At 58.3% G+C, this 18,258-nt stretch carries 16 protein-coding genes; 2 read left to right on the top strand and 14 right to left on the bottom strand.

The features are described 5' to 3' along the window. Positions 1-395 precede the first annotated feature (395 nt). From ACWUI2_RS14385 to ACWUI2_RS14360, 6 genes are all read right to left on the bottom strand, one after another. A complete protein-coding gene (locus ACWUI2_RS14385; protein WP_486983547.1) occupies positions 396-1,274 on the bottom strand; it encodes an alpha/beta fold hydrolase in 879 nt (292 codons plus the stop codon). Positions 1,275-1,287: 13 nt separating this feature from the next. Beyond that, positions 1,288-2,319: a 3-oxoacyl-ACP synthase III gene (locus ACWUI2_RS14380; protein WP_486983546.1), complete on the bottom strand. Its 1,032-nt coding sequence runs from the start codon at positions 2,317-2,319 to the stop codon at positions 1,288-1,290. A gap of 3 nt (positions 2,320-2,322) precedes the next feature. Then, on the bottom strand, positions 2,323-3,132 hold the full coding sequence (locus ACWUI2_RS14375) for an enoyl-ACP reductase FabI (protein ID WP_486983545.1): 810 nt from the start codon (positions 3,130-3,132) through the stop codon (positions 2,323-2,325). Between the two features lie 180 nt (positions 3,133-3,312). Continuing rightward, a complete protein-coding gene (gene fabZ, locus ACWUI2_RS14370) occupies positions 3,313-3,762 on the bottom strand; it encodes a 3-hydroxyacyl-ACP dehydratase FabZ (protein WP_486983544.1) in 450 nt (149 codons plus the stop codon). A gap of 3 nt (positions 3,763-3,765) precedes the next feature. Next, on the bottom strand, positions 3,766-5,235 hold the full coding sequence (locus ACWUI2_RS14365) for a phytoene desaturase family protein (protein ID WP_486983543.1): 1,470 nt from the start codon (positions 5,233-5,235) through the stop codon (positions 3,766-3,768). 148 nt (positions 5,236-5,383) lie between these two features. Beyond that, a complete protein-coding gene (locus ACWUI2_RS14360; protein ID WP_486983542.1) occupies positions 5,384-6,931 on the bottom strand; it encodes a sodium:solute symporter family transporter in 1,548 nt (515 codons plus the stop codon). Between the two features lie 80 nt (positions 6,932-7,011). Here ACWUI2_RS14360 and ACWUI2_RS14355 point away from each other — a divergent pair, with 80 nt between their 5' ends. Continuing rightward, complete coding sequence (locus ACWUI2_RS14355; RefSeq protein ID WP_486983541.1) at positions 7,012-7,932, top strand: dihydrodipicolinate synthase family protein; 921 nt, start codon at positions 7,012-7,014, stop codon at positions 7,930-7,932. Positions 7,933-7,954: 22 nt separating this feature from the next. Here the strand turns inward: ACWUI2_RS14355 and ACWUI2_RS14350 are convergent, their stop codons facing one another. Continuing rightward, positions 7,955-8,899 carry a hypothetical protein gene (locus tag ACWUI2_RS14350; protein WP_486983540.1) on the bottom strand — a complete coding sequence of 315 codons (945 nt, stop codon included), beginning with the start codon at positions 8,897-8,899 and terminating at the stop codon, positions 7,955-7,957. Positions 8,900-9,036: 137 nt separating this feature from the next. Here ACWUI2_RS14350 and ACWUI2_RS14345 point away from each other — a divergent pair, with 137 nt between their 5' ends. After that, positions 9,037-11,061 carry a glycoside hydrolase family protein gene (locus tag ACWUI2_RS14345; RefSeq protein ID WP_486983539.1) on the top strand — a complete coding sequence of 675 codons (2,025 nt, stop codon included), beginning with the start codon at positions 9,037-9,039 and terminating at the stop codon, positions 11,059-11,061. Between the two features lie 3 nt (positions 11,062-11,064). Here ACWUI2_RS14345 and ACWUI2_RS14340 read toward each other — a convergent pair whose 3' ends face one another. The 7 genes from ACWUI2_RS14340 to ACWUI2_RS14310 are packed head-to-tail and all read right to left on the bottom strand — an operon-like array spanning position 11,065 to position 18,235. Beyond that, on the bottom strand, positions 11,065-11,511 hold the full coding sequence (locus ACWUI2_RS14340; RefSeq protein ID WP_486983538.1) for a hypothetical protein: 447 nt from the start codon (positions 11,509-11,511) through the stop codon (positions 11,065-11,067). Next, the gene (locus tag ACWUI2_RS14335) at positions 11,508-12,332 is read right to left on the bottom strand and encodes a hypothetical protein (RefSeq protein WP_486983537.1); all 825 of its coding nucleotides are present in this window, start codon (positions 12,330-12,332) and stop codon (positions 11,508-11,510) included. The genes ACWUI2_RS14340 and ACWUI2_RS14335 overlap by 4 nt, the downstream gene beginning before the upstream one ends. 39 nt (positions 12,333-12,371) lie before the next feature. After that, complete coding sequence (locus ACWUI2_RS14330; RefSeq protein ID WP_486983536.1) at positions 12,372-13,520, bottom strand: sialidase family protein; 1,149 nt, start codon at positions 13,518-13,520, stop codon at positions 12,372-12,374. After that, positions 13,517-14,608 (bottom strand): sialidase family protein, encoded by a 1,092-nt coding sequence (locus ACWUI2_RS14325; RefSeq protein ID WP_486983535.1) that lies wholly within the window; start codon positions 14,606-14,608, stop codon positions 13,517-13,519. Before ACWUI2_RS14325 ends, ACWUI2_RS14330 begins: the two co-directional genes overlap by 4 nt. Before the next feature lie 49 nt (positions 14,609-14,657). Next, a complete protein-coding gene (locus ACWUI2_RS14320) occupies positions 14,658-16,589 on the bottom strand; it encodes a sialidase family protein (RefSeq protein ID WP_486983534.1) in 1,932 nt (643 codons plus the stop codon). Between the two features lie 16 nt (positions 16,590-16,605). Further along, positions 16,606-17,388 (bottom strand): SDR family oxidoreductase, encoded by a 783-nt coding sequence (locus ACWUI2_RS14315; protein ID WP_486983533.1) that lies wholly within the window; start codon positions 17,386-17,388, stop codon positions 16,606-16,608. Positions 17,389-17,416: 28 nt separating this feature from the next. Then, positions 17,417-18,235 (bottom strand): HpcH/HpaI aldolase family protein, encoded by an 819-nt coding sequence (locus tag ACWUI2_RS14310; RefSeq protein WP_486983532.1) that lies wholly within the window; start codon positions 18,233-18,235, stop codon positions 17,417-17,419. Positions 18,236-18,258: the final 23 nt, after the last annotated feature.

Here is an 18,258-nt window from a genome sequence, read left to right as displayed (position 1 = left end):
CCTCCCAGTGGCAAGGAAGTTTCATTCCATGTAAATTCGTCGGGCGCAGCCCGGATATTGGCTCTTGAGAGGGGGGTATGATCCGAGGACATCGGTAACACTTTATCTGAGGACATCGGTGGAGTCCGTCGAGAAGCTGATCTTGAAGGAACGCCGAAAGCACCCGACCTGGGGCCCGAAGAAGATCCGGGATTTGCTTTCAAAGGTGCATGGGATCGAGCGCCCTCAAACGGATCCACCGGATGCTGCGATCGGGCGGCCGATTTTACCTGCATGATGTGATCATCGAGGACCGCGATGCCCTCGAAAGGGGACTTACGTCTGTCGGAAGTCGTGAATTATCGACCGGGACCGCGCCTTTCTGCCCGACAGACCTCTGAAGGACTGGAAGGTTTTCAACGGCCTTGCAGGAATTCACGCACCAGGGGAAAAATCCGGTCGCCGGCGTCCTCCAGGACGTAATGTCCGGCGTCGGCGAAACGATGGACCGCCGCATCAGGGAATTCTTTCCGCCAACGTTCGAGAAAGTCATCGTTGAAGCAGAAGTCCTTCCCTCCCCAACAAATCAACATCGGCGTCTTCCGAAACAACCCGAGGTTTCGTTCGATCTCCAACAGCACCGGGTAAGTCGGGTGATTCGGATCCATTGGAATATCCTGAACAAACCGCAACGTCGCCACTCGGGTCCGCCAACTCCGGTAAGGGCGCAAAAACCCGCGCGCCACCGCCCGGGGCAAGCCTCCTTTCCGCGTCGTCGCCATGAAGGTCGCGGGCCAGGCAAATCCGTTGAAACCACGAATCGCCCAAGGACCGAACCACGGAGCCCGGCAAATGTTGATCCGCCAGGGAATCCGCTGCGACCGGAACGCCGCCGTATTCAAAATAATGATGCGCTTGATCCGGTCCGGGTGCCGGGTGGCGAAGCCCATCCCGATCGCCCCACCCCAATCGTGCAGCACCAAGGTGATGTCGCGCAAATCGAGGTGTTTGACCAGCGCTTCCAGATTTTCGATGTGGTTGATCAGGCGGTAGGGATAGTTCTGCGGTTTGCTGGAAAAGCCACACCCGATGTGGTCGGGCACGACGCAGCGGTAGCCAAAACGACTCAAATCTTTCACCAGATCGCGATAAAAGAACGACCAGGTCGGGTTGCCGTGCAACATCAGCACCGGTTCGCCGCTTCCCTCATCCAAGTAATGCATCCGTTCCTCGCCCAGCGCGAGAGTTTCTCCGGAAAATGGATACAGTTGATCGAACTCCTGGTCTTTGTTCATCGCAAAAAAAGGTTCACCATTCGACCGCCAGCATCATGGAGGAAATCCCGCTTCCGATTCCGAGCAGAGCGGCCTTGTTTCCTTTTTGAATCCGCCCCGCTTCTATCGCCTTGGCCAAGGTGAACGGCAGCGAAACGGAGCCCATGTTTCCGAATTCCGGAAAGGTCGAAAAATCCCGCGACAAATCGAGTCCGAGCGTTTCGAAGAGTTTTAGTCGGTGCATGGAACCGACCTGATGACAAATCACCGAATCGGCCGTTTGTTCGTTCCACCCGGTGACATCCTTGAAGCGGCTCCAGGTGCGGCGGGCGACCTCGACTCCGGCAACCAGCAATTCCTCTGAGTCGGTCGACATCTCCAGGGCGCCGGTGCCGGAGTTATCTCCTTCGCACAACCGATTGTGCTCCGTGGCCGCCTCCCCCGCCCCGCCCAGCAGCCGGGCGGCTTCGGGAGCCAGCGAACGGCGGCAAAGCACCGCCCCGACCGCGCCGGAGCCGATGGTGAGATTGGCGAAAAACGGTTTGATTTCGCGCCGAGTCCATTCCCGGTCCAAGAGCGTCGCCATCGTCCGTTCGACCAAAGGCCCGCCGTTCTCGCCGGACACAACCAAAGCCGCCCGGATTTGTCCCGATTCGATCAACCCGCCGACGAGCGTCATCGCATTGAGGAAGCCGAGGCAGGCGTTGGAAACGTCGAGAAACTGGGTGTGGCGACCGAGCCCGAGTTCGCGGTGGACGTAGGCCGCCGTGGCGGGTTCGAGCCGGTCGCGGCAGACGGCGGCGTGGATGACCAAATCGATCTGTTCGCGCTTCAGGGCGGTTTTCCCCAGAACCGCCTTTCCCGCCTCCGCGCTGGCGGTCGAAGCCGCGGTGCCGGATGGCCAGAACCGCCGTTCGCGAATTCCGGTCATCAACTCCAACCGTCCGGCGGGAAGCTTCAGCCGATCGTAAAGCGGTTTTAGACGCTCTTCGATGTCGCTCGAGGTCCAGCGTTCCGGGGCCAGGCTGTAATCGATCGACTCCAGGACAACATTTTTGAAACGCATCGTTCAACTCTCCTCGGGACGCATCGCCAGCCGAATCACTTCGCCGTCGAAGTAGTTGGAGCCGAGACCGGCGTCGATCACCATTCCGACTCCGTTCATTCCGCTCGACCGAGGGCTCAACAAAAAGACCACGGCGTTGGCGACTTCCTGCGTTTCCAAAGCCCGTTTCCGGAAGGTGATCTTTTCCGCGAACAAATAGCTTTCCAAATACCCCGGGATACCGGCCGAAGCACTGGTCTTCAGGAGCGCGGGATTGACCGTATTGAAACGCACTTCGGAATCCCTGCTGAACGACTTGGCCAGATAGCGCACCGCGCCTTCCAGGGCCGCCTTGATCGGCGACATGTATCCGTAATTTTCGGCGGTCACCAACAGCGACGAAATCCCGATGGCGACGACCGAGGCCTTGGGATCGAGATGGGGTTTGAAGGCCCGGGCGACCTCGACCAGGGAAAAACAGGATATGCCGGTCGCCTGCAGGAAATCCTCGCGTCGCGTTTCGTGAAACGGCTTCCACCCTTCGCTATAATTGGCGAATGCGATCGAATGGACGATCCCATGCAGGGGGCCATGCTTCGCCCCAACTTCCGCCGCCAACCGTTCGATCTCCTCGGGCCGTTCCACGTCGCAAATATAGGTCGGAGCGTCGCCAAGAAGTTTCGCCACCGACTCGCGCCGCGCGGGCGATCGCACGCTGTAAATGACGTTCGCCCCTTCCGCGGTGAGCGTTTTCCCAACGGCATAGGCCACGCTCTTCCGATTGGCCACCCCCATCACCAGGATGTTTTTGTTCTCAAGGTCCAGGAAACTCATGTAAACCGTCCATTATTGCCCGCCCCTCGGACGAAAGACACGCAAAAAAACAGATACTGTCGCTCGAATCTTCGAGGAAGATTCGTTACAATCGGTAGCGATGAAGCCACGCCTTCATCGAAACCACTGACGCCGACACCGACGCCGACTTCGAATCTTCAAGGAAGATTCGCTACAGCCTCAAACCTCCGGCTTATCTTTCTCCTCCACCATCGCCAAACCGAAATCGATCGTCAGAATCTTTTTTCCTTTTCCTTCGATGATTCCACGCAGGAAATGAAATTGGCCGACCGTCTCCGTCAGATTGACTTTGATCGTCAATTCGTCGCCCGGCCGAACGATGTTCTTGAATCTGGCATCCCGAATCCGGGTCAATACCGGGGTCAGCCCTTCCTTCTCGCCGACTGCCGTTTTGGCCAACAGGATCGCCCCGGTCTGGAAGACCGCTTCGCAAAGCAGAACACCCGGCATGATCGGATTCCCCGGGTAATGCCCCTCGAAAAAAGCTTCATCGGCCCGAACCGCCCGCCGGGCGACGGCCTGGGCCTCCCCTACTTCGACGATTTCGTCGACAAACAAAAACGGAGGACGATGCGGGATCGTCCGGTAAACTTCCTCAATGTTGCTCATGATTCAATTCTCCTCGACACCGCCGGAGCACCCGACTTTCGCCGCTCGTTTCAATCCGGAGAGATAACGGTCGACTTTGTTCGCCACGATCACCCCGTAATTGATCGTCCCCAACCAACCGGACATGATAATCCCGACCGATCCGGCGTGATAAAGTCCCGGGAGTTGGTCGGGCAAATCCATCGAAACCTTCAGCCCCTCGAATTTTGTCCCGAACGAGGTCCCGTCCATGTGATGGGTGTAAAATTGGATCGTCCGTGGCGTCGCCGCTTCCAGGTGGTCGAGTTTCGAACGAATATCGGGGATGAACCGTTCCAGGCTCACCAAGGACTCCTCGATCAAGCGGTCTTTTTCAGCTTGGTATTCCTCTTCGGTCAACCGGTTCCAATCTTCGTACCGGCCGTTCAATGACGCGACGATCGCATGCCGGTCGTGCCCGGGGCGTGTATCCGGATAATAGATCGAAAATGTCCGGCTCCGAGTGTGAAGGTCGACCAGTTCCTCGCTGGAGAACTTTTCCGCGTCCGATGTGAACACCAGGTCGCCGATATCGGGGATCGTCTCTCCCTTCTTCAGGCCGAGGTAAACCTGGCAGGAACTGCTGTTGAGCCGCACCGCCCGGGCTTCTTCAACGAACTTCGGCGAAAACTTCTCTTCCCCGGCCAATTTGAAAATCGTGTTCTTGAGGTTGGCGTTGGAGAAAATCGCCTCGCAGCGAATAGTCCGACCATTCGCCACCACCCCGCGGATCCGCCGCCCATCCGGCCCTTCGTCCACCAAAAGCTCTTCCACCAACGAACTCCGGCGGACATCGACTCCATTGCGCTTTAGTTCCGCCAGCATCTTCTTCACCAACGTGTCGGTGCCGCCGGTGAACGTGTAGACCCCCTTGCTCATGAAGTTGGAAAAGACGATTCCGAAGGTGATCGCCGGATCGTCGAGGGTCGATCCGTTGGCATAGGCGATCGGCTCCATCAACAACCGTTTCACGTCATCCCGGCCCGGGAAAAACTCTTCGAATAATTCGCCGGTGGTCCGCTGATCGTTGTCGTAAAAATTCATCGCCCGGAGGGTGGAGAAAAAATTCTCCACGGTTTCGGCGGCAATGCCGAATTCCTCCTGCAGGATCCGAGTGAAGTCGGTCCGGTCGAAAGTCGTCCAAATGTTGAATTGCGGATTTACGAAGCGGACGTTTTTCAACTGGACGATCGAGTCGGCGATTTCCTTGGTCCAATATTTCCGGCACGACTTGATCATTCCCATGGGAAACCCGTGCAATGAAATATCGAAAATGTGCCCCCCTTTCCGCTTGAACCAAGTGGCCAACCCTCCGAGTTGATAATGGTGCTCCAGGAGTAATACCGAGTGACCGCACTTTGCCAGGCAGTTTGCCCCGGTCAAGCCTCCCAAGCCGCTGCCGATCACGATCACGTCGTAATGATCTTTTACTCCTTTCAACATATCCATTACCATTTGGACGGATAGTGGAAGCCCACCGCGGAAAATGCAATGCCACAAAGTCACGGATGAAGCATCGAATCAGGGCTATTTGCCGGAACTCCAATAAGGCGGCCAGATGAAATAGCCCTGACATCGAATGCCTTCAGCGAGGGAACTCGAATCAGACAGTTCCGTCTACGCGGCCGGAACCTTCCGACAGACTCTCCACCCGCCGCTCCGGTCGTGCGGAGGGCGGCGGCGAGGAGCGACGGATTCCGGCAAGCATCACCGCCAACGCCGCGAACATCGCGATCGGCGCAGTCCAGAGCGCGCCGAAAACCGGGAGACCGGGGATGATCGAACTCAGTTGCGGAGACAACGCCACCAGGATGCCCGCTCCGCAGCCGAACAATAAACCGCCCGCGACAAACCCACGAAGAATGTTCACCGGCAAAACCGCCAGAATAATGCAAACCGCGATCGGCCCCAGAAATACCCCCAATAGTTTTTGCGCGATATCGAAAATCTGCCCCAAATGAGCCACCAAGCCGGTCGAGAGTGTCGCCACCAGTCCGATCCCGAAACTCAAGCCGCGGGCGATTTTCAATTTCTCCCGATCCGTCCGGCCGTCCATCATTTTCGGGAGCAAATCCATTTGAATCGCTCCCGAAAGCGCATTGATTCCACTGGTCATGCTGCTCATGGTCGCCCCGAGCAAAGCGGCCAGGATCAGCCCCGCGATTCCGACCGGCAGTTCACTCGCCACAAAAAACGGGAAGACCTGATCGCTGTTTTCCGGCATGGCTTCCGATGGCGAAAACGCGAACCAAGCCGAGAGACTGAGACCGATCACCGCCAACATCAGGAGGATTGCGATCACTCCGGTCACGTTCACGATGAAGGAGCGCCGAATGCTTTCACGGGAGTCCGCGGTCATGTAGCGCTGCAGCGACATTTGGTCGCCCAGATACATCCCAACCGTCGCGAAAAAGGTCCCGAAAATCGCCGACCACGTTGTGATCGGTATCGCGGCATCGAAGGAAAAATCGAACAGCTTCAACCGTCCGGTCTCCCCGAGCGAGGTCCAGGCTTCCGACCAGGAAACCGGGAGGTGAAAGAGAATGAATCCGACCGTGACGAACGATCCCAGGAGGATAACCAACATCTGCAGGGCGTCGGTGATCATGATGCCCCTCAATCCGCCGAACGCCGAATATACCGTGCTGGTCAGCCCGACCAAAAACACAATCGGCCAAAAATACTGCATCCCGATTCCGGTCGCTCCCATGATCGCGATCGCCGGAGCATAAATGAGGGCGGCCATCCAACCGAGACGCATCAGGATGTACAATACACTGGTCACTTTCCGGTTCGCCGCGCCAAACCGTTCCTCGAGAATGGCGTAAGGGGCGGTCCAGGTCTTCCGGGTGAAACGGGGGACGAAAAAATGAACGACAATGAAATACTGAATGACAAATGTGGCGGTGCCGGCGAAGATCACCAACCCGTGGTTCATCACCACGCTCGGGTAGGCCAGAAAGGAAATCCCGCTGAAAAATGTGGCGGTCAGACTGAGGCCGATCACCCCGCTCCCCCACACGCCCGTAAGAGAACTTTTTGAAATGAAGTAATCGTCCGTCCGGGTCTGCCGTCCGCGGGAAAGAATACCGAGGGCCGCCGTCGCCAGCAGGAAGAGAACAATCAGTGCGTAGTCGAGGAAATGAAGCATGTCGTGGGTGTTTTTGGTTCTCGGTTTCCCGTCGAGTTCCAATCTTGCATTCGGATGCATGCACCACAATACTTTTTTCTATGAGTGAGTCTCCCCTTCGTTATCCGCCCGGTTTGTTGGCTGCTTGTTGCCTGCCGTGGAACCCGGACCAGACCTTAAATGAATCCATTTTCCGCCGGTCGATTCGGGGCCTTCTTGCGGGTCTGACCCGGGATCTTTATCTCTTCGGCACGGCGGGCGAAGGGTATGCGGTGACCCGCCAGCAATTCGTCCGGACCTGCGAGATCTTCCGGGAAGAAACCGCTTCTCCCGAGGTTCGGCCGATGATCGGGGTGATCAGCTTATCCCAAGGGGAGATCATGGAACGGATTCGAATCGCCCGCGATCTCGGGTTTTCCGTTTTCCAGATATCGTTGCCCTCCTGGGGGGCGTTGACCCCGACCGAGACCCGTCGATTCTTCCGCGAGGTTTGCGGAAGTTTTCCCGACTGCCGTTTTCTGCATTACAATCTGCTTCGCACCAAGCGACTGGTCACTCCCGAGGAATACGGGATCCTGGCCGACGAGAACCCGAATCTGGTCGCGACCAAGAACAGCACGTCCGACATGGTCCGTATCCGGGGATTGCTCGACCGGGCGCCGAGCCTCACCCATTTCTTCACCGAAGCCGGCTACGCCTACGGCGCCCTGACTGGGAGATGCGGGTTCCTCGCGTCGGTCGCGACGGTAAACTACGCCCGGGCCCGCCAATACCATTCAGCCGGTCAAACCCGCGATTCCTCTGCGTTATTCGCCGCCCAAGGCGACTGGATTCGTTTCACCGAACGATTGGTCGCTCTCGGTCTGCCGGAAGCGCATATGGATGGTGCGTTCGACCAGCTCTTCTGCCGCCTGCACCTGCCGGAGTTTCCTCTTCGACTTCTACCTCCTTACAGCAGCCTCTCGGAGGAAGCTTTCGGGAAATTCCAGGACTTGGTCAGGGAAATGAACCTGACCTCCTGAGCCCCCCAGCGATCGGGGAACCTCAGTTATCGTCCTGGCGCTCGATGCGCATGCGGAAGAAATTATTGCCGTCGACGTCGGCGGGGAAAATCCGTCCATCCGGACCGATCATATCCGCGGTGACGTTGATCGGAATCCACGTTTGCAGATCCCCCGATTGCTCCAAGGTGAGCGCATAGGTGGACGGCACCTCGTAGACCGTCCGGGCCCAAGTCGGACCGATCCGGAGTTCGTCGAACTCGATGGTGCGGTTCCCGCCGCCGAGAAGAGCGACCCGTTCGGCGAACAGGTTGGTCGCGGTGGCGACCTCGAGCAGCCAGGTTTCGGGTTCCTCGGCCGGAAGCGTCTGCGTCTCCGCGTAGTGGCGGAGAAAAACGCGGTCCTGGCCGGAGGCCGACGTCTCGATTTTCAAAACGATCAAATACGAAACATCATTGGCGATGACGTTCGCGCTGGTGGTGGATTGACCGTCGAGACTCAAGGTGATGGCTCCCCCGGTGCTGACACTTACACCGACCACGGTAGTATTCGCCCCCTGGCGCAAAGCGAAGGCATAGCCTCCCTGGTTTCGCCGAACCAGAAAGCTCACAAAATACGTCCGGTCCTCGTCAAAATACAGGAAAGCGTTTGTGCTCAATCCCCGATACGCGGTCGGTTGCCCGCCCGGATCGGCCAACACCAGACTCTTGCCCGTCGCCGGCGGATACCCAACTGGCGCCGGCAAATTGATCGCACCCAACTGAGCCACGCTGTCCGCGTCAAGCTGGGGAGTCGCCTTCCAGGAATCCCGCCAGCCCCCGCCGCCATTCGCCCCGTTCAACTGAGACCCGGGGTAATCGAAACTTTCGTGAACGAAAGGCGCGGCTCGCAGCGAAGCGATCGGCGTCATGGCCAAGACCACGGAAAGAACCGCCAAAAACCGGAGGATCACGTGGCTCAACGGAAGGATGAAGTGGTTGTTTTTCATGAAATGCTGAAGGGAATGGTTGAACTCTGGTTCGAAGAAACCGCTCTTGAATCATTATGCATACACTAGAATGCAACAGTGCGTCAACATGTTTTCCGCCTTGACTCCATGCATGTGCATACGATTCAATGGGAGCAGTGATTATCTTTTCCCGCACCATTCACCGGGCCCTTCCCGCCGCGCTCTACTCCACCTTGGCCGCCCTTTTCCTTCCCTGCGGACCGGCATCCGCATTGGATCTTTCCGTCGAACGACGCCCGCTGCCGGATTTCGGACTGATGCTGAACGAGGACGGCGATTTCTCCTTCACGGACGCCGATCCGGTCCAGGCCGAAGCGAACTTGCGCGCGATGCTCCATACCTTGGCGGAAACGCCGGTGACCACCCTGGTGCATTCGGTCGCCACCGGGTCGGACATCATGCTCTATCCGTCCACGGCCGGAAGCGTCTACGGATGGAGGTTCACCGAAGGAGAAAACCAACCTCCCTGGGACGAACGGATGCCAATACTCCGCGCCAATGTGGAAGCGGAGACCGACGCGGTCCGGATCGCCGGCGAAGCGGCGGCGGATATGGGGCTGTTTTTCATCCCCACCTACCGGATGAACGATTCCCATTTCACCAGTAATCCGATGGAGAATCCGCTGACGGGAGAATTCTGGGTCAATCACCACGAACAATTCACCATCGGCGCTTCCCCCGTCAGTCATCCATCCTATCAATACCTTCTCGATTTCTCGCATCCCGAAGTGCGCGCCTACCGCCTCTCTATTATCCGGGAAGTGATCGAGCGATATGGCGATCTGATGGCCGGCCTGCAGCTCGATTTCATGCGCCATCCCATTTTCTTCCCCCCCGGGACCGCCGGGGAGCGGGCTCCTTTGATGACCGAATTGGTCGCCGCGGTCAGGGAATCTCTCGATGAGGAAAGTCTTCGCCAGGGCAGATTTCTGTCACTGCATGTGAGAGTCCCGCCCTCGTTGCGCAACTGCGACTGGGCCGGGCTCGAAATTGGACGATGGATCGAAGAAGGCCTGGTGGATGTGATCGTGCCCTCTCCAGCCATGACCGTCGCCTTCGATCTCCCGGTCGCCGAGTTTGTCGCCCTCGCGGATCCGCACGATGTGGCGGTCTATCCGGCGATCTTCAACCGCAACCAGTTTTCCTGGCCCTTCCCCCCGGAACCGACCGCCGCAACCTACGCCGCTCCGACCTCCCGGCTCGTCTCCGCCGCCCAGGTCCGAGGGGCCGTATCCAATTATATGTTTCAGGGCGCGACTGGAATCGAGACTTACAACTTCAACCTTCCCCCCACGGCCCTGACCTCCGAAATCCTCGAAGCCGCGGCGAATCCGACCCATGGCGACCGGATTTACGCAGTCACCCCCGCCCACTGGAACGATCATGAGGACGCCTACGAATACCGAAAACAGGTGCCCGTGCCACTCGTCAGCGGCCAGGCGATTCCATTGACGCTGGTTTTGGCGGAAGATTCCGCTCCCGTCGGAGCGCCCGCTCCCCCGACACTCCGGCTCGGCCTCACCGGATACAGCGGCGACACCCTGATTCCTTCGAGGATCGTCCACAGCTCCGCGATCAATCCTACGGCGGGCGTCGCCAACAGCATCGCCGCAGGCGGCTGGAGTTCCGCCCAAATCGCGGAATCACGATATTTCCAGCTGGAGGTGAATACCGGAGGCCTGCCGGTGAAGCTGGGCTCCCTCTCCTTCGCCCAACGTCGGGTGAACGCGAACGCCCCCACCTACATGACCGTCCGCGCGTCGATCGACGGATTCGCGACCCATGTAGTTGTTTTCCAAGGACATATTCCAGCCGACCTGCTTGCCCACGACTACACGTTCGACCTGACCGATATTCCCCTGTTGGATAATTTCACCGGGACGGTGACTTTCCGGATCTACGGGGGATATCATGCGAGCGGAGCGGGTGTCTGGTCCTTGACCAATCACTCCGAATTGGGGGCGATCCAAGTCACCGCCAAGTCGTCCTACTCCATTCTCCTGGAACAATTGGACCCTCAGGGCAACTGGATGCCGATTGAAATCACTCCGGAAATGACCGGTCCCGATGGCCGGATCCTCCGCGAGAACCTGCCGTCAGACGCAACCTTCAGGCTCCGAATCGAACCTCGCGCCCGCTAAGGATCACTCTGCGCTGAAAACCGCCATCTGGACTTCCACCAGCAGCGGCACTTGCCCGGTAAAGAAACGGAGAACCACCGTGTTCTCCCCCACTTGCAGAACGTCGGAGTCCCCAATCGGAACATGGAAATACCATTGCGGTCGCGGCGGGTGGAGATTCACACCCGCCGAACTGGTCGGGCCGGTCACAGACAGCATTCCGGCATCCGCCAACAAACCTTCGAAGACGGTGACTCCGTTGATCTCAACCGTCCCGGTCGGTTCTTGCGCCAAGGCAAACGTCGCGGTCGCTCCGGTTTCACTTGAATGCCCGGTCAGATCCCATCGAGCCAACGCCTGGGCCTCGACCGCCTGCAGGGGACAAGTCAACGCACCCGTCATCACCCCGCCCAGCAAAAATACGGACCGGCACCAAGACCCCGACCTCCAAAATCGTTTTTCCTTCTTCATCCTTCCCGCTTCGACATCAAACGCCGACGTCCCCAAACCACCAATACGCTCAACAAGCCCACCAAGGAAGCGTAAGCCGCCGGTTCAGGAACCACGACCGAATCCCACGTGGTCCCGATGCGGATCTCGTCGAACTCGACGGTTCGATTACTTCCCCCAAACAGGGCGATCCGCTCACCGAGCAAATCCAAGTCCGCGCTCAATTGCAGCAACCAGGATTGCGGCTCGTCCAACGGCAAGTCCTGGGTGTGACTGTATCTCTGGAAGAAAACCTGATCCGGTTCGGAAGCGGAGGTGACGATCTTCGCGACAAACAAATACGAGTGATTGTTGGCGATCAACGTTCCGCTCGTGGCCTGTTCGCTACCCAATCCCATGGTAACCGCGCCCCCCGTGGCCACGGTGAACGAAAGCACGTTGGTGGATGCCCCTTGGCTTAGCCGGAACACAAAACTACCCGAGGTCTTCTGCGCCAAGAAGCTGAGGTAGTAGGTACCGTCGGTGTCGAAATCGATAAAGGAATTCGTCGCCAATCCACGGAAGGCAGAGATCTGACCGCCCGGATCATTCAACATCAGGCTCCTGCCCCCTCCCACGGGATAATTTCCGGGCGCATCCAAACCGGCCGAACCAAGATTCGCCACACTGCTGGTATTCAATTGAGCGGTGCTTTGCCACGCCGTTCGCCACCCGATTCCTCCGTCGGCTTGATTGAGTTGGGAACCGGAATAATCAAACGACTCCTGCACCAACACAACTCCACGGACCGGTGAATGAAGGAGAACGGAAAGGGCAATGACCAGAAAGAAGATGGGTTTCATACTCAATATGTATACATAGACACACACGTGCGTCAATCTTTAATCTCCGGCATGAATGATCCGCCAATGGGTCGCCATCAGGCTGGGATATTCGCCGTGCTCCGTGTTTGCGATCTGGTAATACACGGTCCAAATAGATCCGTCAGGCAATTGCGCGCTGGAAGGGTATCCGAGGTGGCCAGCCCCTTGCGGGACGGCGTTGCTCAAAACGACTTCTTCGTCTACCGACCAACTCCGGCCATGATCTTTGCTGATCGCGGCCCGCTGCCCCATCGGCGCCACCCGGCGACCGTAAACCGCGAGGAGCCAGTCGTTCTCCAATCGAAGAATATGGGCCGGATAACCCCGCATCCCGGTGGCACGCGGTTCCGTCCAAGTCCGCCCCCCGTCTTCACTCTCGATCTGCCGCAGATCGATGTCGGCCCCATCGGCGTAGCGGCTCAAAGCCACGATCCGGCCGTCCGCCGCCTCCACCGCATGCTGCTCGCTCAGGAACGCGTATCGACTTTTCCATGTCTCCGGATTCCGGCGGATCGCCCCGATTTGTTGCCATGTCTTTCCTTGGTCCGTCGACTCGTGGACCGCTTGCCGGACCATCAAGAGCCTTCCGTCCGACAATTGCACGGGGCCGTGCGGTGTGCTCGATGGCATTCGCTGATACGGCCCCCAGGTCTTGCCATGATCGGAGGAAACTTTCGACCAATTGCCGAGCCATTCCGCGCGAATCGTCGGCGAAAGTTTACCGGCGTGTTGCCGATACGGTTCGTAACGGGGCACCGCGGGATTGTCGAACGCGACCGAGGTGAAGAAGGTCAGCATCAAATTCCCATCAGAAAGCAGCACCAAGCCGGCGTCCCGGTCGTCCAGCGGCGTGTTAACGATCACTTCCGGTTCCGACCAGGTTTTTCCGTTGTCGCTGCTTCTGACCAGGTAGGTCTTTCCCCAAGGGCAGACATGCCAATCCCGGTCTCCGCTGAAAACGACCACGAGGTCGCCGTTCTCCGCCCGCACAATCGACGGCCAACCGATGTAGCGGTCGACTTGGCGGGCGATCACCCGCTCCTCCAATATTTCGGCCCACCCTTGTTGCCGAGGCACGGTGGGCTCGAGGACGTCCGCTTCGATCCCGAGCCACCCGACGAAAAGCCCGACCGCCCCCAAGACAGTAAACCGGTTCAGCGCCTTCATTTCGACACTTTCCCGACCGCCTTCGTCTGTTCGGCGTCCCAGAAAACCCGATACAGGGCGTAGTCGTCGAGGTCACCTTTCTTGGAATAGAAAACCGTCATGATCCGCCCGTCGTCCATCTCAAGACTGGCCGGATAACCGCCATCCCAATCCTGCAAGGGGGCCAAAACCAACGGCTCGCCCCAGGTGGCGCCCCGGTCCTCGCTGATTCGCGCGCCGACGCCGAACTGTCCGGACCTCCGGTCGCCATAACTCATCACGATCCGACCGTCACGTAACCTCAAAAGATGCGGGGGAAATTGCCGCGGTTCGGTGACCGCCCCGAGGTCCACCCAAGTCTCGCCGTCATCGGTCGACCGAAACAGCCGGCTGGCCGCGTCCCGCGCCGCCGCCAGCCATTCCCCGTTTCCAAGGTCGAGAATCGCGGTTTCGTTCGTGCCCGTTCCGATCCGCGATCGAATCCGCCACGATCGTCCGTCGTCCTCGCTCACGAGAAAATAGGTCGCCCACGGGCCCGGCCTGTCCCAATAAGAAGTTGAATACATTGCGGCACGGAGACTGCCGTCATCGGCGAGTAGGATGTCGCCGAAGGGAATTAATTCCCGACCGATGGGATCGGTGGGAAACGCGTTTCTCACGACCGTCCAAGTCTCCCCTCCATCGTCGGAACGGCAAATCCACGGCCGGAGAATCTTATCCCGCAAGACGTTCCTCTTAATCGCCCCCGGTTGCTGGACATCGCTCCAGCCTGAAACCAACGCGATGATCTCGCCGTGACGGTTCAGACCGACCGCATGATTCATTCGAACCGTTTGCGGTTCGTGCTCGGTCAGCCGCCCTCTCCAAGTCCAGGTTTCGCCTTGGTCTTCACTTATCCAGCAAGCGACATCCCCCTCCACTTGCCCATGACTCGGTTGATCGAAGCCGGCCAACAATATCGTGCCATCCGGCAAGCGAGTAAGATTCGGCCAACCAGTCACATGATCGACGATTAACTCAGCTTTGCCCGCCGACAGACCGGACTTCATAAACGTCATGACGATGACCATAGCTATCATGGAATACTGCTTGAATCGGGTTGGTTTCATAAACATGGATATGGGTTGGTTGCTCTGTTTGGGACGCGACTCGAACGGTTCAGCGATAGTCGCGGACCGGAAATTCCGCGAGCCCGCTGGCGATTCGAAGATTGGTGATCTGAACCCCATTTGAAACCGCTTGGTTTCCCAACGGATTAACGAACAGAGTCGTAAGTTGCCTGGCCAGGAAGGCGTAAGGGTGTTCGACCAAAATCGCTCGCCGCTCCCGGTTTTCAGGTGTCGAGACGTAGACCGAGAACCGTCCAGCTCCAGGTACATCACTTTGTTCGATCTCGAACTCGATCCGGTGCCACTTTCCTTTTTCCGGCTTGAACTTGCCCTCCACCATCTCGCTTCGTACCCGACCGCCGTCATCGCGCACCGCCGAAGCGAACGCCACGGGCCGATCCGCGGAATCGATCCGCAACCGGAAACCAGTCTGGGCGGCGTCGCCGGGACTGGTGTCGCTCATGACAAATTCGAGGCCCCCCTCATCGGAGGGTAACAAAAAGTCCACCGCCCAATGGATTCTATTTTCAGATTCCAACGACACGCTACGATTCGGCAGTCCGGGCGCTCCCGGGCAAATAGGAAAACTTCCCCGTCCCGCCACTCCGCCGGAAACGCTTCCGAGTTGCAACGCCCGCCCGCTCGCGCCCTGTCCATCCACCGCGACCACAATTCCCTCCCAGTCCGGACCACCGGTCCATGCTCCCGGCCCGGTTTCGGGTTGTCCACGAACATCGCCGAGGATGTATTCAGAAAAATCGATCTGCAGGTGAATTCGCTCGGTTCGATCGGCGCCGGCCGACTCGACCGCAACCGGTTCTAAGTGCTTGAAATCGATGTCGACCTGATTCTCCCCGGTGCTTTCGAGCTTCCAATGAGTTCCCAGGATGCTCGGCCATTCCCCTTCCTGATCCACCTGATAGTAGACGGTCCAAATCGTTCCATCCTCCAGCACCACGCTGGCTGGATACCCCAAGTCCCAACTGGGCGGATACCCAAGTTCCTCCTCGGTTCCGGGATGGTTCTCGGCTATGGAGAGGGTGATCTCGTGGTCGGTCTCCCAGGATCTTCCTCCGTCGCGACTGACGGAAGCAAACTGTCCCTTCGGCGTTTCGTCGCGGCGCCCATACACCGCCACCAGCCATCCGTTCTCCAGCTCAACAATATGGGGCGGATACCCCCGGATATCAGTCTCGAAAGGCACGGACCAGGTCCGACCACCGTCACTGCTGCCGAATTGCCGCAATTTCCGGGCTCGACTCAACACCACAATTTCTCCGTCGGCCCGCTCCACTGGGAAAACTTCGCTCAATCGACCGAACCCTGAGCGAAACCGGGACACCACCCGCCAAGTGACTCCGTCGTCGATCGATTCGGCCACGCCGGCACCGCTCACCATCAGAATCCGCCCGTCGCGCAACTGAATCGGACCATGCGGTGTATGAAAAGGAATCCGGTAGGGATCGCTCCAGGTGGTCCCGCCGTCTTCGCTGCGGACCGCCCACGAACCAAGCCATCGCTGCCGAAGTTCCGGCGAGAGCCCCGCCGCATGAGTGGCATACTGGGCGTAACGCCGTTCGTAAAAGGGACTGTATTCATTGGCGAATGCCACCGAATTGAACCAGGTGACAATCACCGTGCCGCGTTTCGTGACCAGGATGCCCGCGTCACGATCATCGAGCGGCGTATTCGCCAAGGCGACCGGTTGGCTCCAGGTCCGCCCCGCGTCATCGCTATACACCAGATGCGGTTTGCCCCAGGGACATACGTGCCAATCCCGATCCCCCGAATAAACCACCAGAAGCCGTCCACTCGGAAGTTTAGCAATACTCGGCCACCCGAGATATCGTCCTTCCTCTTTGGATACCACCGTTTGATGTAAAATGACCGGTCGATACGGCACATCGGCTACGACCGTCGCCCCCGTCATCACCAAACCGGCGAGCCCCAGGCGCAAGGTTGATTTCCATTTTTTCATCATCCGGACCTCCTCGATATCACTTCGCGGTGTAACCGCCGTCCACCGGAAGCGAAACGCCGGTGATGTAGCCCGCGGCATCGCTCGCGAGAAAGATCACCGCCCCCGCCAAATCGTCGTCGTTGGCCATCCGGCCGAGCATCGTCTGCTTCTCATACCGCTCGAGAAACAACGGATCCTGGTGGTTGAAATAGCCACCCGGGGACAGGTAATTGACCCGGACCCCAAACTTCCCGTAATACGAGGCGAAGTATCGGGTGAGCGACAACATGCCACCTTTGTTAAAAAAATAATCCGGCGGGGCCGTCATCGCCGTCCCCTCATAAAGGAACGGATTCGGGCCGACCACGCCAAGGATCGATCCGATGTTGATAATACTTCCGTTGCGCTGGCGGCACATCTGTTCGCCACATGCCCGGGTGATAGTCAACAGGCCGGTCGCGTTCGCGCGCAAAGACTCTTCCCATTGCTCAATGGAAGCCTCGGGACCGCCCTTAACGACGCGCAGATAAGAATTGTTAACCAAGACGTCGATCCGCCCGAAACGCGTGACGACTCTTTCGACCAGTTCCTTGATCGAAGATTCGGATACGAGATCTAGTCGCTCGGCATGCACCGAATGGCCGCGCTCCGCTTCCTCCCGGGCAATCTCCTGCAATTTGTCGACTCCCCGGGAAGCGATCACCAACGTCGCCCCCGCTTCCGCGAGCCGGGTGGTCAATCCGCGTCCATACAATCCGGCCCCACCGGTCAAAATCACGACCTTGCCCTGCAAATTAAAACGATCGAGAAATGTGCTCATCTCCAAAAATCCTATGGGTCGGTCGGGTTCAGTAGACCCGTGACACGCCGTTGCGCGGGATCGAATGTTTGGCTTCAGATTGACGGAAGGCTCCCAGCGTAGTCTTGAAGTATTCCCCGATTCCAACCACATCAGCTCCGATGTTAAAGAAGCGGTAACCTTCTTTCTCCAACTCCTGATGCGCTCCCATCAGTCCGGCCGACATGGCGAACTTGCCGTTCCGGATCGCCGCCGCTCCGACTTTCCGCCGGGCTTTCAAGACTTCCGGATGACTCAAATTCCCCGCTTCGCCGATCAAATGGCTGAAATCACCCGGACCGAACAAAAGGATGTCGTACCCGTCGACCTCCGCGATCTCATCCACATTCTCCACGCCTTCCGGCGACTCGATTTGCAGGATGATCAGACGCTCGCGGTTGCTATGTTCGATGTAATCATGAATCGAGGTCTGGCAAAACCGGGCGTCGGCGTTTCCTCCGTCGATGGCCCGCCGACCGACCGGATAAAATCGGGTCCATTCGACCACCTGTCTCGCCTCCTTGGCCGAAGTCACATGCGGAACCATAATGCCGGTGGCGTCCGCCTCGAACGGCTTCACGTAGCCACTGTAACTTCCCCGTTCCACCCGGACGATCGTATCCATATCGTGGAGTTTTGCCGCCCGGATCTGGGATTCCAGGTTGAGCCAATCGTTTGGGACATGCTCGTTGCATAACCAGACAGCGTCCAACCCCGCCATACCGCACATCTCGATCACGCGGGGATCGGACAAGTTTATCTTCATTGAAACCGCCGACCCTCCCTCGCGAAGACGTTTCAATACTCTGCTATTTCGTTCAAGTTTCATAAATGTGTGTGTCGTTGAAACTG

Source organism: Verruconatronum alginivorum, from assembly GCF_056590205.1.
The sequence above is the reverse complement of the archived record's forward strand: the minus strand, read 5'-3'. Positions and strand labels throughout refer to the sequence as shown.

What these genes read in the sequence shown, in the direction of transcription:
- ACWUI2_RS14385 (WP_486983547.1), bottom strand. Translation starts at nt 1,274, where the DNA reads ATGAACAAAGACCAGGAGTTCGATCAACTGTATCCATTTTCCGGAGAA.
- ACWUI2_RS14380 (WP_486983546.1), bottom strand. Translation starts at nt 2,319, where the DNA reads ATGCGTTTCAAAAATGTTGTCCTGGAGTCGATCGATTACAGCCTGGCC.
- ACWUI2_RS14375 (WP_486983545.1), bottom strand. Translation starts at nt 3,132, where the DNA reads ATGAGTTTCCTGGACCTTGAGAACAAAAACATCCTGGTGATGGGGGTG.
- fabZ (WP_486983544.1), bottom strand. Translation starts at nt 3,762, where the DNA reads ATGAGCAACATTGAGGAAGTTTACCGGACGATCCCGCATCGTCCTCCG.
- ACWUI2_RS14365 (WP_486983543.1), bottom strand. Translation starts at nt 5,235, where the DNA reads ATGGTAATGGATATGTTGAAAGGAGTAAAAGATCATTACGACGTGATC.
- ACWUI2_RS14360 (WP_486983542.1), bottom strand. Translation starts at nt 6,931, where the DNA reads ATGCTTCATTTCCTCGACTACGCACTGATTGTTCTCTTCCTGCTGGCG.
- ACWUI2_RS14355 (WP_486983541.1), top strand. Translation starts at nt 7,012, where the DNA reads ATGAGTGAGTCTCCCCTTCGTTATCCGCCCGGTTTGTTGGCTGCTTGT.
- ACWUI2_RS14350 (WP_486983540.1), bottom strand. Translation starts at nt 8,899, where the DNA reads ATGAAAAACAACCACTTCATCCTTCCGTTGAGCCACGTGATCCTCCGG.
- ACWUI2_RS14340 (WP_486983538.1), bottom strand. Translation starts at nt 11,511, where the DNA reads ATGAAGAAGGAAAAACGATTTTGGAGGTCGGGGTCTTGGTGCCGGTCC.
- ACWUI2_RS14335 (WP_486983537.1), bottom strand. Translation starts at nt 12,332, where the DNA reads ATGAAACCCATCTTCTTTCTGGTCATTGCCCTTTCCGTTCTCCTTCAT.
- ACWUI2_RS14330 (WP_486983536.1), bottom strand. Translation starts at nt 13,520, where the DNA reads ATGAAGGCGCTGAACCGGTTTACTGTCTTGGGGGCGGTCGGGCTTTTC.
- ACWUI2_RS14325 (WP_486983535.1), bottom strand. Translation starts at nt 14,608, where the DNA reads ATGAAACCAACCCGATTCAAGCAGTATTCCATGATAGCTATGGTCATC.
- ACWUI2_RS14320 (WP_486983534.1), bottom strand. Translation starts at nt 16,589, where the DNA reads ATGATGAAAAAATGGAAATCAACCTTGCGCCTGGGGCTCGCCGGTTTG.
- ACWUI2_RS14315 (WP_486983533.1), bottom strand. Translation starts at nt 17,388, where the DNA reads ATGAGCACATTTCTCGATCGTTTTAATTTGCAGGGCAAGGTCGTGATT.
- ACWUI2_RS14310 (WP_486983532.1), bottom strand. Translation starts at nt 18,235, where the DNA reads ATGAAACTTGAACGAAATAGCAGAGTATTGAAACGTCTTCGCGAGGGA.